Source organism: Halorientalis regularis, assembly GCF_023698535.1.
GTDB classification, from domain to species: Archaea; Halobacteriota; Halobacteria; order Halobacteriales; family Haloarculaceae; genus Halorientalis; species Halorientalis regularis.
This window is the reverse complement of sequence record NZ_JALJCL010000005.1, coordinates 111,388-126,226: the sequence shown is the minus strand read 5'-3', so window position 1 is coordinate 126,226 and position 14,839 is coordinate 111,388. Positions and strand designations below refer to the sequence as shown.

Genomic DNA, 14,839 nt, shown 5'->3' with positions numbered 1-14,839 from the left:
CGCCGAAGTGAAACTTCTGGACGACCCGCGCGCGGACGCCGGGCCCGTTGTCGATGCTTACAAGCGCCCGCCGGTCGAATCGAGGACTATGAACGCGGCAGACTTCGTTGATAGCGTCCGCCAGGCACAGCAGACCGAACTCTCCCGGCTCGGCTCATCGAAGTCGCTGTACGCAGACACCGAGGGCGAGATGGAGGAAGACGCAGTGCTCGCGGCCGTCGCCGACACCTTCCACCACGCCGCAGCCACCTTCGAGGACTGGGCCGACGCGGCAGACGGCCCCGCCGCCGAGTTCTTCGCCGACGCCGCCGATCTGGCCGGCGAGCAGTACGGCACCGTCGCCGGCGAACTCGGCGACCACGAGGCCAGCACGCCCTCCCCGCTCGCCGAATCCATGCAGGCCCTCGACACCGCGCCCGAGCGCGTCGCCGGTGTCCTCGGCTGGACGCTGGTTGTCGAGAACAAGACCTCCCAGGCCGTCGGCTTCTTCGTCGGGCAGGCTGCCCCGGGGACCGCCAGCACTTTCCGCGACGTGCGCGACGCCGTCGAATCGCTCGCCGACGACGCCGCCGACACCCTCGCCGACGCGTGTGCGACCGACGCCGACGAGGACCTGGCCCACGAGGCCGCCGTCGACACCATCCAGGCCGCCTACGACGACTACTTCGACACCCTCGAAGACTTGGGCGTGAACCCGAAACCCGTCTGCTAAACCACCTTTTTACTTCGGAGGGTGCGCCGCTGGCGCACCCTCCTCGCAAAAACGTGGGCGAAAAACACGGGATTCGCGAGTGACCGCAGGGAACGAGGGGGTGCTCGTCAGAGCGTCGCTCTGACGGTGACCGGCGGCCTGCGGCCGCCGGATGCTGGTGCTCCACCGCACGGCGACTGCCCGACCGCCACACCGCCCTGCCAGACACTACCAAACAATGTTATACCACCGCGCCGCAGACTGAACGCTGACTGCCTCTGGACTACGAATACTTAACAACCAGCAGGTCGGACCGGGACGTGTGCGCATCTGGTCGGACCCGACGAAGCGGCGCTGGCTCATCTGGGCGGCGTTAGCGGCAGCGTACACGCTGGTCAGCGTCCACCGGCTCTCGACGGCGGTGCTGGCCGAGCAGTTGGCGACGGCCTTCGATACGACCGGTGCGGCGCTTGGCACCCTGCACGCCTCGTTTTTCTACATCTACGCGGCGATGCAACTCCCCGCAGGGTTCGTGGCGGATCGGGTGGGGAGTCGCCGCGCCGTCACCGCCGGAACGGCCGTGATGAGCGTCGGCGCGCTCGCCTTCTCTGTCGCGGACAGCTACGCCGTCGCCTTCCTCGCCCGGGCGCTGATCGGTCTCGGCGGGAGCCTGCTGTTCATCTCTGTCCTGCGGTTCTGTGCGAACTGGTACCGACCGACCGAATTCGCCCGTATGAGCGGGTTGACCATCGCGGCCGCTGGCTTCGGTGGCGTCCTCGCGACCACACCACTCGCGGTCGTCGTCGCGGCGACCGACTGGCGGACGACGCTGTTCGGACTCGGACTCGCCGGGTTCGTGCTGGCGACCGTGGCCTACCTGTTGGCCCGGGACTCGCCGGCCGACGCCGGCCTCGCCGAGATCGAGGGCGTCCCGCTTGCACAGACCCCCTCGATCTCGGCGGTGGCCGCCAACGCCGCGGGCGTCCTCCGCGAACGAGAGACCTGGCTCGTGGGTATCCTCCTGTTCTGTGGCACCGGCGTCAACATCACCGTCTTCGGGCTGTGGGGCGTCCCCTACGTCGTCCAGACCTACGGCGTCTCCGTCACCGGCGCGTCGACGTACACGCTCGCCGGCAGTGCCGGCCTGCTCCTGGGGCCGCCGCTGGTCGGCTGGCTCTCGGACCGACTGGGCCGCCGGCTGGGGCTGATGGCCACCGCGCAGGCCGCCTTTGCCGGGTCGTTCGCCCTGCTCGCGATCACGGGCAAACCACCCCTGCCCGTCGTTGCCGTCGCCTTCTTCGCCGCTGGCTTTCTGGCCGGCGGGTACGCGCTGGGCTACACCGTCATCAAAGAGCGCCACGAGAGCGGGGCCAGCGGCGTCGCCACCGGGACGGTCAACACCCTCGGCTTTACCGGCGCGGCACTGCTCCCGACGCTGATGGGCCTCGTGCTGGACGCCTACAAAACCGGTGAGACGATCAACGGCGCGCAGGTCTACTCGACGCTTGGCTACCGGGTCGCGTTCGGGCTTGCGGCCGCCGCCGGCGTCGTCGCCCTGCTCGCCTCGGTCGCGCTCTACCGGTCTCAGGAGAACCAGTAGTCCGCGACGCGGTCGAGCCAGTCGTCGGCGGCGTCTCTGACTTCGCTGGCCTGGTCGCCCGTCGCCACCTCCAGCGTCGAGCGAATTCGCGGATCCGGCCGTTCGTCGGGTCGTCGGGCCGTCACCGCTAATCGCCCGAGCGCCGTCACGACCGCCCGGCGGACGCTGGGGTCGCGCTCCACGCGGAACTGGGCGACCAGCCGGTCGACCGCACACTCCCGACCGCGGTGGCCGAGGTGTGTCGCCGCCTCCCGTCGCGCCGCCGGGTCGTCGCTGTCGAGCTGGGACAGGTACGCCTCGTAGGACTGGCCCGTCGGCGACATCCCCGTAACGTGGACGACCGGGTCGGCGAGTTCGAGGAAGTCGCCGACGTAGAGCCGCTGGTCGACCGAACTCGTGTCGAACCGGACCGTCCCCGCGCCCACGTCGAGTAGCGCCTCCGCCCCCGCCTCGTCGAAGGCGACGACGATACCGTAAAACGTCACGGCGTCGCCGTCCGCCCGAGAGACGATGCCGACCTCACCCGTGGGACAGGGTTCGACCGAGGGCACCTCCGCCGACAGTACTACCTCCCGTTCGGTCCCCACTGCGTCGGGTGTCACCACTGTCTGGGGATCGTAGACGGCGATGGTCGCGTCGTCGACCTGGAGGTGGACGTGGCGACTGCGTTTCGGCCGACGGCGAACCGTTCCCGGTTCGATCGCCTCGACCTGGACGGGGAGGGCGGCGTCCATGTCACCCAGCATGGAAGCCACTCAAAAAACGACTGGCCCCGTTTCCGGCAGTGACCTACGCCGAATCCCCCGCCGCGGGACGCCTCGGGCCACAGTACAGTTTCCCGAATCGACACAACGTTTTTTTAACTGGTGTCGGTGGCTCCAGTGATGGGCGTTTGGTCCGATCCCGTTCGACGGCGCTGGATCGTGTGGACGGCACTGGCGACTGCCTTCTTGCTGGTGAACGTCCACCGGCTCTCGACGGCGGTCCTCTCGGCCGACCTCATGCGAGCGTTCGACACCACCGGGACCGCCCTCGGAACCCTCCACTCGGCGTTTTTCTACGTCTACGCGCCGATGCAGGTGATCGCGGGCGTCCTCGCCGACCGGCTGGGCATCCGCCGGACTGCGACCGCCGGCACCGTCGTGATGAGCCTCGGCGGCCTCGCCTTCGGCCTCGCGGACTCCTACGCCGTCGCCTTCCTCGCGCGCCTCTGTATCGGTCTCGGTGGCAGTGTTATCTTCATCGCCATCCTGCGGTTCTGTGCCAACTGGTTCCGTCCCGGCGAGTTCGCCACGATGAACGGCCTCACCGTCGGCGTCGCCGGCCTCGGTGGCATCCTCGCGACGACGCCGCTGGCGGTCACCGTCGCCGCGCTCGGCGTCCGGACCACCCTGCTGGGTATCGGTATCGTCGGCCTGCTGATCGCCACCCTCGTCTGGGTGCTGGCTCGGGACACCCCCGAGGACGCCGGCCTCCGGTCGCTGGACAACGTACCGTCCGCGCCGACGCTCTCGCTCCGCCAGGTCGGCCGGAACGTCCGGGCCGTCTTCGGCCAGCGCGAGACCTGGCTAGCCGGCCTCGCCCTCTTTACCTCGACTGGCATCAACATCACCGTCCTCGGCCTCTGGGGCGTCCCCTACGTCTCGCAGGTGTACGACGTGTCGATCACGACCGCCTCCACGCTGACCCTGCTGGGCAGTGTCGGCCTGCTCGTCGGCCCGCCCGTCGTTGGCCGCATCTCCGACGGTCTGGGCCGGCGCACGGGCCTGATGATCGTCGGTGCGGGCCTCTACACCGCGACGTTCGCGACCCTCTCGCTGGTCGGCAGGCCGCCGTTTCTGGTCGTCGGACTCCTCTTTTTCGTGGTGAGTTTCCTCGCCGGCTCCTACGCGCTGGGCTACACCGTCGTCAAGAATCGCCACGGCGCGGGGGCATCGGGGGTCGCCACCGGCGCGGTCAACGCCGTCGCCTTCGCCGGGGCCGCCGTCTTCCCGACCGTGATGGGCGCGATTCTGGACGCCTACTGGACCGAGGAGACCCTCGCTGGCGCGCGCGTGTACACCATGCTCGGCTACCGGGTCATGTTCGGGCTCGCCGCCGCGGGCGGCCTCGTCTCCCTGCTCTGCGTGAGCTACCTCCACCTCCGGACCCGCGGGGCGGGGACGGGAGCCGAGGGCGGGGCCGTGGAGGGGTGACCGGGGGCAAGGTTCACAGGCACAGTCGCAGTAATGAATGTGTGGACGACGACGGTTCGGTGTCCCGGCCAGAACTCATCGAGAAGATGACTGGTTGTATCGACGAAGAGACACAGGCCGACGACGCCGAGCCGATGGACCCACGCGAGCTGAAACGTATCCGGACCGAAGACATGCCACTCTAACTCGCGAGCGAGCGCCTGAAGTATCCGCGGCCCTAGTCTTCCTGCAATGAGCGACACCTCCGGGAACCCCCTCTCGCCCGACCGTCCGGACGTGGACCGCGAGTTCCGCGTCGACGCGCCGTTCGACCCCGCGGGTGACCAGCCCGAGGCCATCGAGCAACTGGCCGACGGCTTCCGGCAGGGCATGGACACGCAGACCCTGCTGGGCGTCACCGGCTCGGGCAAGACCAACACGGTCTCGTGGGTGATCGAGGAGATCCAGAAGCCGACGCTGGTGATCGCCCACAACAAGACGCTGGCCGCGCAGTTGTACGAGGAGTTCCGGGAACTGTTCCCCGACAACGCCGTCGAGTACTTCGTCAGCTACTACGACTACTACCAGCCCGAGGCCTACGTCGAGCAGACGGACACCTTCATCGACAAGGACGCCTCGATCAACGACGAGATCGACCGCCTGCGCCACTCCGCGACCCGCTCGCTTTTGACGCGGGACGACGTGATCGTCGTCGCCTCCGTCTCGGCCATCTACGGCCTCGGTGACCCGCGCAACTACGTCGACATGTCCCTCGAACTCCGGCAGGGCCAAGAGATCGAACGCGACGAGTTGCTCGGCCAGCTGGTCGACCTCAACTACGAGCGCAACGACGTGGACTTCACGCAGGGGACCTTCCGCGTCCGGGGCGACACCCTCGAAATCTATCCGATGTACGGCCGCTACGCCGTCCGCGTGGAGTTCTGGGGCGACGAGATCGACCGGCTCGTGAAGATCGACCCGCTCGAGGGCGAGGTCAAGAGCCAGGATCCCGCCGTCCTGCTCCACCCCGCAGAGCACTACTCGATCCCCGAGCAGCGCCTCGAAGAGGCCATCGCGGAGATCGAGGAGCTGCTAGAACAGCGTGTACGCTACTTCGAGCGCAACGGCGACGCCGTCGCCGCCCAGCGCATCGAGGAACGCACCACCTTCGATCTGGAGATGCTGAAAGAGACCGGCTACTGTTCCGGCATCGAGAACTACTCCGTCCACCTCTCGGATCGCGAATCCGGGGAGGCACCGTACACCCTGCTGGACTACTTCCCCGACGACTTCCTGACCGTCATCGACGAGTCCCACCAGACCGTGCCCCAGATCCGCGGGCAGTACGAGGGCGACAAGAGCCGGAAGGAGAGCCTGGTCGAGAACGGGTTTCGGCTCCCCACCGCCTTCGACAACCGCCCGCTCACGTTCGAGGAGTTCGAGGACAAGACCGGGAAGACCCTGTTCGTGAGCGCGACGCCCGGTGAGTACGAGCGCGAGGAAAGCGACCAAGTGGTCGAACAGATCGTCCGACCCACCCACCTCGTCGACCCCGCGGTCGAGATCGCCGACGCGACGGGGCAGGTCGACGACCTGATGGACCGGATCGACGACCGCGTCGCACGCGACGAGCGCGTCCTGGTGACGACGCTCACCAAGCGGATGGCCGAGGACCTCACCGAGTATCTCGAAGAGGCCGGCGTCGACGTGGCGTACATGCACGACGAGACCGACACGCTCGAACGACACGAACTGATCCGCTCGCTCCGGCTGGGCGAGATCGACGTTCTCGTCGGCATCAACCTGCTCCGGGAGGGGCTAGACATTCCGGAGGTCTCGCTGGTCGCCATCCTCGACGCCGACCAGGAGGGCTTCCTCAGGAGCGAGACGACGCTCGTCCAGACGATGGGGCGGGCCGCGCGGAACGTCAATGGCGAGGTGGTGCTGTACGCCGACGAGGTGAGTTCGGCCATGGAGTCGGCCATCGCGGAGACCAACCGCCGCCGGGAGATTCAACAGGCGTACAACGACGAACACGGCTTCGAGCCGACGACCATCGACAAACCGGTCGGCGAGACGAATCTCCCCGGGGCCAAGACCGACACCGGCACCGTCTCCGGGATGGACCCGAGCGACGAGGACGAGGCCGAGCAGTTGATCGCCGACCTGCAGGAACGGATGGACGAGGCCGCCGACAACCTGGAGTTCGAACTCGCCGCCGACATCCGGGACCGCATCCGCGAGTTGCGCCAGGAGTACGAGCTACAGGACGCGGAAGACGGCGTCGTCCCGGAACCGGCCGAGGAGTTCTGAGGGGACGGCCGTCGCTGGCGACCTACCGTTTCCAGAAACCGCGTGCGCCGGAAGACTCGTCGTTCGTCTCCCGAATCCGGTCACACGGCGTGACCGATACCGGCTCGTTCACACAAAATTCACCCGACACTCCCGTTCCGGGTCGGTCGGGTGTTACGTCCGCGCTCTACTTCCGCGTCCGCGCCTGAACCCGCATCTCGACGTAGCGGCGGGACCAGTCTCGACTGAACCGTTTGAGCTTGCCGCGGAGACCAGTCGCTGGGGGCTCCGCTGTCGGCGGGAGAGACTCCGAGTCCATCCGGCGCTCACTCTCTGTGGACTGCTCGGCTTCCGTCGGAAGTCCCTCCTTAAGGCTCATTACATCCATTAGTTTATTCGGGTCTGTCTTAAAGATTTGGGGAACGTATTCGTCGGTGGTCGAGTCGGCAGTTGTTGCCACTAACCCGGCCGCAAATATAACGGTCTGTCACTGTCGGTCGAAAAGTTACCGGTTGTATCCGATTGTCGGGGATCAGAGCCCGAGCAAACGACAAGACATTTGTAAGGCAATTCCCAAACCGGGATTCAAGAATCAAATGACCGCGTCGTCAGCGTCCAGCAGGTTCCAGAAGACGTTCCTGAGGTATCAGCACTTCTTCGTGTTCACTGCCCCAGTGATATTCGTGGCTACAGTGCTCCTGTTTGCGCCGACCGAGGGGAGTGGGACGAGCTACTGGCTGGAGTACTGGTGGCTGTTCCCCTTCTTCCTGCTGGGCGCGACCACCGTGAACACCGTCGGCATCAGCGGGTCGGCCCTGTTCGTGCCGTTTTTCATCTTCATCTTCCCGCTGCTGGCGTATCCGATCGGTCCAGAAACCCTGGTGAAGGTCGGGTTGATCAGCGAGTCGTTCGGTCTGTCCAGTTCGGCCATCGCGTTCATCCGGTACGGCCTCGTCGACCGTCGGCTGGCGCTCACGCTCGTCGGCGGCAGCATCCCCTTCGTGGTCGGTGGCGCACTCCTGTCGTTTTTCATCCCGGAGTGGCTCTTCCACGCGGCGCTCGGGGCCGCGCTCATGACGGCCGCCTACCTGATGTTCAAAGCGGATCTGGCACACGACGAACCCACCGGTGACGACACCGAGGTGACCGCCGACGGCGGCTCCGAGCGGGACCTGCCCGACGACGCCGGGAAACTCGGTCCCGCCGGGGTCGACGCCGCCGACGACGGGCAGATCACGCGAGTCGACACGCAGGGCGACACCTACGAGTACACCTGGTCGGGGTACCTCGAACGCTTCGCCAACTACAGCATCGGCGGCACCTTCCAGGGGCTGGCCGGGTTCGGGATCGGCGAACTCGGCATCATCTCCCAGCTCCGGACGGACGTTCCGACGCGGGTGGCCATCGGCACCAACCACATCGTCGTCGCGACCACGGCGATCCTCGCGTCCATCGTCCACGTGTTCGCCGGGAGCGTCATCCCCGGCATCCACGCGCTGAGCATCGCGTCGACACCCTGGAACATGGTCGTGTTCACCGTCCCCGCGACCGTCACGGGCGGTCAGATCGCGCCATACGTCTCCAGCGCGCTCGACACGGAGACGATCCAGGTGGGTGTCGGCGTCCTCTTTACGCTGATCGCGATCGCACTGTTCCTGATGGCGAGCGGGGGCTTCTGATTCACGATGTACCAGCACATCCTCCTCCCGACCGACGGCAGCGAGGGGTTCGCCGCGGCCGCCGACCACGCCGCGGCCGTCGCCGAACGATTCGACGCCACGGTCCACGTCCTCTCGGTCGCCGACACGCGCAACCGATTCGAGAGTCCCAGCAGCGGCCTCTCCTCGAAAGTCTGGGACGAAGCCGAACACGAGCGCGCCGAAGACGCCGTCGCAGCCGCCGTCGACGCGCTCCCGGACGGTGTGGCCGTCGAGACCCACGTCGCCGAGGGCGTCCCGAAGACGGCAATTCTCGACGCCATCGACGATCTTCCCGTCGATCTCGTCGTCATGGGTACCCACGGCCGCACCGGTATCGACCACTACCTCATCGGGAGCGTCGCCGAGAAAGTCGTCCGCAAGTCCCCGGTTCCCGTGATGACCGTCCGACTCGACGAGGACTGACCTCAGAACTCGGCCGTTCGAACGCCGTCGACCGTCACCTCGTCGCCCACCGCGATCTCGGTGTCCCACGACGCTTCGGGGACCACCGTGTTCAACATGAGCCGATAGGGGTGGTCGAACCGCTCCGAGGGCGTCCACTCCGGGAGGGTCGCCTCCCGACGCTGGATGAATCGCTCGCGGAAATCTTCGGTCTCTTCGCCCGTGTCGGGGTCCCGCGTCGGCACGACACACCGCTGACACGGGTTGACGCCGTGGACCCGGCAGTCCCCGACCGCGAACGCGACGACCTCGCCGTGATCGGCGAACAGCCGATCCTCCCAGAACGGTTCCGGACTGCCAATCTCGATGTTGGCCCGGAACCGCCGCCGGACGTTCTCGGGCGGGAGGTCGAACCAGTCGGCGACCGCCCGCACCGTGCCGGTGCTGATCACCGTCGGCCCGTGGAGGTCCTCGTCGTCCGGATAGCCACCCGCGTCGTCGCGCTCGACGGTGACGGGGTCGCCGAAGAAGTCGGTGAGCCACTCGCCACAGGCCGCCCGCCCCGCCTCGTCGCGCAGCGAGAAGCTGTGGCGCTCGTCGTCGCCGTACCGACCGACGGTCAGTTCGTGGGTCGCGGGGTCGAACGACGACTGGAGCCGGTGGATCTTCGCGGTGGCTTTCCCGTTGACGTACTCGCCGTCGACGTCGAAGAGTGCGTACTCGCGGTCGAGTTCGAGCGCGCCCCGCTCGCCGACGGTGGCGCTGTCGAGTGTCAGCCCGTCCAGGGATTTGACGGGGAAGACGGTGATGCGGGAGAGCGTGGGCATCGTGACGAGCGGTTCGTCGGCCGCCCGCTCAATAGTTGTGATCCCGAACGCACGACGGCGTATCCCTCGAACCGGTGGACGTTCGGTCAGTCGTCACCGTCGGCCGCCGCCTCGGCGGTGCCCGTCGGCCGCTCGGCCTCGGTGTCGAGTTCCTCCAGGGTCGCCGCGATGTCGTCGAGGCCGAGCATCTCGCGGGTCTCCGCGTCGAACTCCAGACTCTCCAGCGTCCCCTCACCGCTGGTCTGTACGTCGCTGCCGGAGAGGTGTTTGCCGTAGCGACCGACCAGCGAGGACAGTTCCTGGGGCAGGACGTACGTCGTCGACGGGCTCTGGCCGATGCTCGACAGCGTCTCCATCCCCCTGTCGACGATCGCCCGTTCGCCCATGGACTCGGCGGATCGCGCCCGGAGGACCGTCGAGACGGCGTCACCCTGGGCTTCGAGGATCTGGCTCTGCTTTTCGCCCTGGGCGCGGATGATGTCGGACTGTTTGTCCCCCTGGGCGCGCTCGATGGCCGACCGGCGCTCGCCCTGGGCTTCGAGGATCATGGCGCGCCGGCGGCGCTCGGCGGCGGTCTGTTGCTCCATCGCGTCCTCCACGTCCGCGGAGGGTTTCACCTCGCGGACCTCGACGGACTCGACGCGGACGCCCCACTCGTCGGTCGGCTCGTCCAGCTCCCGGCGGATGACGGCGTTGATCTTCCCCCGCTTGCTCAGCGTGTCGTCCAGTTCCATGTCGCCCAGCACCGCCCGCAGCGTCGTCTGTGCGAGGTTGGAGACGGCGCGTTTGTAGCCCTCGACCTCGAGGAATGCCTGCTTCGCGTCCATCACCTTGATGTAGACGACGGCGTCGGCGGTCACGGGCGAGTTGTCACGCGTGATCGCCTCCTGCTGGGGCACGTCCATCGTCTGCGTTCGCATGTCGTAGCTGTGGGTCGTCGAGACGAACGGCGGCACGAAGTTGATCCCCGGGTCGAGCGTCCGTCGGTAACTCCCCAGCACCGTCAGCACCTGCTTCTCGGTGGCCTGGACGATGACGACCGCGCTGTTGACCGCCACGACGGCGATGGCCAGCAGGAGGACCCCGACGAGCTCCGTCCCGCCGATCACGTCGAAGAGGAAGAGGACGACCCCGAAGACGGCCAGCGAGGCCGCGATTCTGCGGGGCGAGGCCGGCGAGCCGCCGCTCGCGCTCGCTCGCCCGAGCTTGTACGCGAGACTCTCCCGACCCCCGTCTGTCATGCCTGTGGCTTCGACGCCCTGGGGTTTAACTGTTGGTGGGCGGACCGGCTCGGCCGGGTCGGGGTCCCGCCGTTCGCCCGGCACGGGACGCCAGCGGCCCCGTCAATCGTCCGCGGGTTCGCCCGCGTCGTCGAGTTCCGCGCTCGGTCCGCCCTCGAAGACGAAGCCGGTCTCGGTCTCCTCGTCGGGGACCGAGCCGTCGCTGTCGAGCGTGATCACGTCCTCGTCCGTCTCGTTGTCGAAGACGAACCCGCCGTCGTCGGCCGCGTGGTCGTCGAACGCGAACTCCGTGTCCGTGCCGGGCGAGTCGTCGGCGTCGAACGCGCTCTCGCCGAACACGTCGTGTGGGTCCGAACTGTTCGCCTCGGCCATCATCGACTCGGCACCGGTCGGCTGGGGCAACCCGTCGTCGTCCGATCCGGTCCCCCCGAAGCGGCGGTAGACGATCACCCCGGTGCCGGCCGTCAGGACGAGGAGCAACGCCGATCCGGCGGCGACCGGGATGCTGTCGCCGCTCCCGCCACTGCTCCCGTCGTCGCCGCCCGGATCGGCGGCTGCCGCCACGTCGCCTTCGTCCTGCACGTCGGGGTCACGCGGTGCGTAATCGTACGGGTCCGGGACACCGTCGCCGTCCGAATCCGCGAACTGCACGCTGGCGTTGTACGGTGCGTAGTCCCGCGCGTTGACGACGCCGTCACCGTCCGAGTCGAACACCTCGGAATCGGGGTCGTCCATCGGTGTCGACGAGTCGGCCGATGCCGCCCCGTCGGTGGACGACCGCGAGTCGCCGTCGGTCGACGGCCCCGAACTCGCCGTCAGTCCGAGTCGCTCGCGCACGTCCGGCGGGAAACACTCGACGTACTGCTCGGGAACCATCGTCCGGAACTGCGCGGCCGACATCTTTTCGAGCGTTCTGTTCACGTCCTTCCGGATGGTTTCGGCCGGCGGACAGTTCACGCCGCCACCGTCAGTCGCCGTCTCGGCCCCGGTGTCGCTCCCCGTCGCTGTCGTGGTGTCGGTTGCTGTCGAGTCCGCGGACGCGCTGGTCCCCACGTACAGCTTCGATTTCACGTCCGCGGGGAGACAGTCCTCGTACTCCTCCGGAATCTTCTCGCGGACCGTCGCGGCCGACGAGCCCGCAAGCGCCGTCTCGATCGACTCGCGGATCGTCTCGTCCGACGGACACTCGACGCCGGTCGTGCTGTCGCCGGTCGCGTCGTCGGTTCCGTTCCCGCTCCCCGAACTGCCGTCCCCGATGTTCAGGTCGTCTTTCACGTCCGCGGGGAGGCAGTCGATCTCCTCGTCGGTGAACTCCGCCCGCACCTCGGCTTTGGACTCGTCGGCCAGCGCCGCGTTGACCTCCAGCCGGATCACGTCGGCTGGCGGACAGTCGCCGCCCGAACCGGTCTCGTCGGTCGAATCGGAGCCGTCCGTCGGGTTCGTCTCCTCGCTCGAGTCGGTACCGTCTGTCCCGTTCCCGTCGTTCTCCGCGGTCGAATCGTCCGTCCCGTTCCCGAGATTCAACGTCTCCAGTACGTCTTCGGGGAGACATCTGACGGCCTCGGACGGGATGACTGACCGGACTTCCTTGATGCTACGGGTTTCCAGGCCGTCGAACACTTCCTGCCGGAGCGCGTCGGCGGGCGGACAGCCCGGGGCGACCGCGGTCGAACCGTTGGTCGTGTTCCAGTCGGTGTCGTTGGACTGCGTGGCGACCGCTGTGCCGGCCGGTCCCGCGTTCGAGAACGCGAGGCCACCGACTACGGCCACGGCGAGGAGGACGGCGACGCTGCCGATCACCGACCAGGGCGTGCCCTCGTCAGTTGTCATCACCCGGTCCCCCTCCGGACCGGCTGCAGGCGTGTCGACGGCGTCCCCGCCGTGTCCCCCCGGACTGCCACGCCCGTGCCTCCCGGCCGGTCCTCCGTCCCGTGGTCTCGTCTCCGAGCGCCGGACCACCCGCGACGCCCGCGCTGTTCACTCCCTCCCCCATGCTCGTCTTCATATCATTCTGCAACGTCTTAGAATTTTCCCACCGGAGAACGAACGAAACGAACCGCGCAGGGGGCTTGCATCGCCACCTCCGTCCTGTTGGTATTCCATCAGATCGTCGGTGCGCTCGCGGTCACAGTCGCGAGGCGATGGTCTCGGCGGTCTGCTCGCCGACACCGTCGACCTGCCGGAGCTGGTCGGGGTCGGCCCCGCGGACGTTCTCGACGCTGCCGAACCGCCGGAGGAGTCGCCGGCGGGTCTCGGGACCGACGCCCGGCACGTCGTCCAGCGCCGTCGACACGTCGTCGCGCAGGGACTGGTGGTACTGGACGGCGAAGCGGTGGGCCTCGTCGCGGACCCGCTGACAGAGGTGGAGGTGGGGCGCGTCGTCGTCCCAGTCGTACGTTCCGGCGGGTGTCACCACCAGTTCCTCTTCCTTGGCGAGCGCGACGGCGGGCCGGCTCCAGCCCGTCTCCGCGAGGGCGTCCCGGGCCGCGCCGAGTTGCCCGTCGCCGCCGTCGATCAGGAGCAGGTCGGGGTCGGGGCGGTCGTCGCGGCCCTCGACGGCGCGCTCGGCCCGCCAGCGCACCAGCGCCCGCATGTTCGCGTAGTCGTCGTTGCGCTCGTCGAGTTTCCGCCGCCGGTAGTCGCTTTTCTCCGGGCTCCCGTCGACGAAGGTGACGTTGCTGCCGACGACCGCGCTGCCCTGGGCGTGGCTCACGTCGAACCCCTCGATGCGCTCGACGGGCGCGTCCAGCCCCAGCGCCTCCGCCAGCGCCGCTCCCCCGTCGTCCCGGGCACCGACGCCCCGGCGGGCGTTCTTCAGCGCCAGATCGACCAGCTTGGCCTCCCGGCCCGCGCCGGGCACCCTGAGTTCGACTCCCTCCGCGGCGAGCCAGGCGTCGAGTTCGGGGTCGTCGGGTCGCTCGGACAGCAGGATGGCGTCGGGCAACGCCCGCTCGGCGTAGTACTGCGGGACGAACGCGGCGAACACCGCGCCGATCCGGGTCTCGCCGTCGTCGCCCTCCGGCGCGGCCAGCGTGTGGCGTTCGCGCTCGACGAGCTGGCCGTCGGCGGCGTGGAGGCGAGCGACCGTCGCCTCGTCGCCCTCGACGGTCGCGCCCAGCACGTCGACGGCCCGCTCGCCGTCGCGCCCGCCCGCGCTGACGGCCTCGCCGCCCTCGCCGTGGAACGCCTCGACGGCATCCAGCCGATCCCGGAGGTTCGCGGCGCGCTCGAACGCCTCCGCCTGGGCCGCCTGTTCCATCTCCCGCCGGATGGGGTCTGCCAGCACGCCCGTCTCGCCCTCGAAGAACCGCCGGACGCTCTCGACGTCCTCGGTGTAGGCCTCCGCGCCGATCTCGCCGGTGCAGGGCGCGGTACAGAGCCCGACCTCGTAGTCCAGACACGGCCGGTCGCGGTTGGCGTACTTGTGATCGGAACACCCCCGCAGGCCGTAGGTCTCCCGCAGGGCCTTGACGACCGTCTCCACGCGGCCCTTGTCCGTGAACGGGCCGTAGACGGTCGCGTCGTCGTCGGGATCCCGGGTGATCTCGATGCGAGGGACGTCGTGGTCGGTCAACTGAACCAGTGGATAGGACTTGTCGTCTTTCAGCCGGACGTTGTAGCGGGGCTGGTGGCGCTTGATGAGGTTGGCCTCCAGAAGCAGCGCCTGGGTCTCCGTGTCGGTGACGGCCACGTCCAGGTCGGTGGCCCGCTCGACCATCCGGCGGATGCGCTCGCCCCGCGGATCACTGTAGGAGCGCACCCGGTCGCGCAGGTCGACGGCCTTCCCGACGTACAGCACGACCCCCGACTCGTCGAGGAACTGGTAGCTCCCCGGCTCGCGGGGCAGGTCGGCCGCCCGATCACGGACCTCGCTCGGGTCCATCTCGGAGGCCGTACGGGCCCGCCGTGTAT

General features: G+C 68.3%; 13 protein-coding genes. 7 read left to right on the top strand and 6 right to left on the bottom strand.

Features of this window, described 5'->3' with window-relative positions; genetic code table 11:
* Positions 1-88: 88 nt before the first annotated feature.
* Positions 89-712: a hypothetical protein gene (locus MU521_RS08050; RefSeq protein WP_092690469.1), complete on the top strand. Its 624-nt coding sequence runs from the start codon at positions 89-91 to the stop codon at positions 710-712.
* 301 nt (positions 713-1,013) lie between these two features.
* Positions 1,014-2,291 (top strand): MFS transporter, encoded by a 1,278-nt coding sequence (locus MU521_RS08045; RefSeq protein ID WP_092690472.1) that lies wholly within the window; start codon positions 1,014-1,016, stop codon positions 2,289-2,291.
* Here the strand turns inward: MU521_RS08045 and MU521_RS08040 are convergent.
* Positions 2,276-3,025, bottom strand: coding sequence for a HEAT repeat domain-containing protein (locus tag MU521_RS08040; protein ID WP_175452821.1), 750 nt, complete (start codon positions 3,023-3,025; stop codon positions 2,276-2,278). The two genes, MU521_RS08045 and MU521_RS08040, sit on opposite strands and share 16 nt — an antisense overlap.
* Positions 3,026-3,175: 150 nt before the next feature.
* Here MU521_RS08040 and MU521_RS08035 point away from each other — a divergent pair, with 150 nt between their 5' ends.
* Genes MU521_RS08035 through uvrB form a run of 3 tightly spaced genes read left to right on the top strand, consistent with a single transcriptional unit; the run spans position 3,176 to position 6,778 of the window.
* The gene (locus MU521_RS08035) at positions 3,176-4,486 is read left to right on the top strand and encodes an MFS transporter (RefSeq protein WP_092690478.1); all 1,311 of its coding nucleotides are present in this window, start codon (positions 3,176-3,178) and stop codon (positions 4,484-4,486) included.
* A gap of 41 nt (positions 4,487-4,527) precedes the next feature.
* Positions 4,528-4,671, top strand: a complete 144-nt coding sequence (locus MU521_RS08030) for a hypothetical protein (RefSeq protein ID WP_175452822.1) — start codon at positions 4,528-4,530, stop codon at positions 4,669-4,671.
* 46 nt (positions 4,672-4,717) lie between these two features.
* Complete coding sequence (gene uvrB, locus MU521_RS08025) at positions 4,718-6,778, top strand: excinuclease ABC subunit UvrB (RefSeq protein WP_092690481.1); 2,061 nt, start codon at positions 4,718-4,720, stop codon at positions 6,776-6,778.
* A gap of 166 nt (positions 6,779-6,944) precedes the next feature.
* On the opposite strand, the gene MU521_RS08020 is transcribed toward uvrB, so the two are convergent.
* Positions 6,945-7,136 carry a hypothetical protein gene (locus MU521_RS08020; protein ID WP_092690483.1) on the bottom strand — a complete coding sequence of 64 codons (192 nt, stop codon included), beginning with the start codon at positions 7,134-7,136 and terminating at the stop codon, positions 6,945-6,947.
* Between the two features lie 217 nt (positions 7,137-7,353).
* Between MU521_RS08020 and MU521_RS08015 the strand changes: the two genes are divergently transcribed.
* The gene (locus MU521_RS08015; protein WP_092690486.1) at positions 7,354-8,436 is read left to right on the top strand and encodes a sulfite exporter TauE/SafE family protein; all 1,083 of its coding nucleotides are present in this window, start codon (positions 7,354-7,356) and stop codon (positions 8,434-8,436) included.
* A gap of 6 nt (positions 8,437-8,442) precedes the next feature.
* Entirely contained in the window at positions 8,443-8,880 is a 438-nt protein-coding gene (locus tag MU521_RS08010) for a universal stress protein (RefSeq protein WP_092690490.1), read from the top strand.
* Between the two features lie 2 nt (positions 8,881-8,882).
* Here the strand turns inward: MU521_RS08010 and MU521_RS08005 are convergent, their stop codons facing one another.
* The 4 genes from MU521_RS08005 to MU521_RS07990 form a co-directional block, all read right to left on the bottom strand.
* Positions 8,883-9,686 (bottom strand): MOSC domain-containing protein, encoded by an 804-nt coding sequence (locus tag MU521_RS08005; protein WP_092690494.1) that lies wholly within the window; start codon positions 9,684-9,686, stop codon positions 8,883-8,885.
* Between the two features lie 86 nt (positions 9,687-9,772).
* Complete coding sequence (locus MU521_RS08000) at positions 9,773-10,927, bottom strand: SPFH domain-containing protein (RefSeq protein WP_092690497.1); 1,155 nt, start codon at positions 10,925-10,927, stop codon at positions 9,773-9,775.
* Positions 10,928-11,029: 102 nt separating this feature from the next.
* The gene (locus tag MU521_RS07995; protein WP_092690499.1) at positions 11,030-12,757 is read right to left on the bottom strand and encodes a hypothetical protein; all 1,728 of its coding nucleotides are present in this window, start codon (positions 12,755-12,757) and stop codon (positions 11,030-11,032) included.
* 295 nt (positions 12,758-13,052) lie between these two features.
* Positions 13,053-14,810 (bottom strand): excinuclease ABC subunit C, encoded by a 1,758-nt coding sequence (locus MU521_RS07990; protein ID WP_092690502.1) that lies wholly within the window; start codon positions 14,808-14,810, stop codon positions 13,053-13,055.
* Between the last annotated feature and the right edge of the window lie 29 nt (positions 14,811-14,839).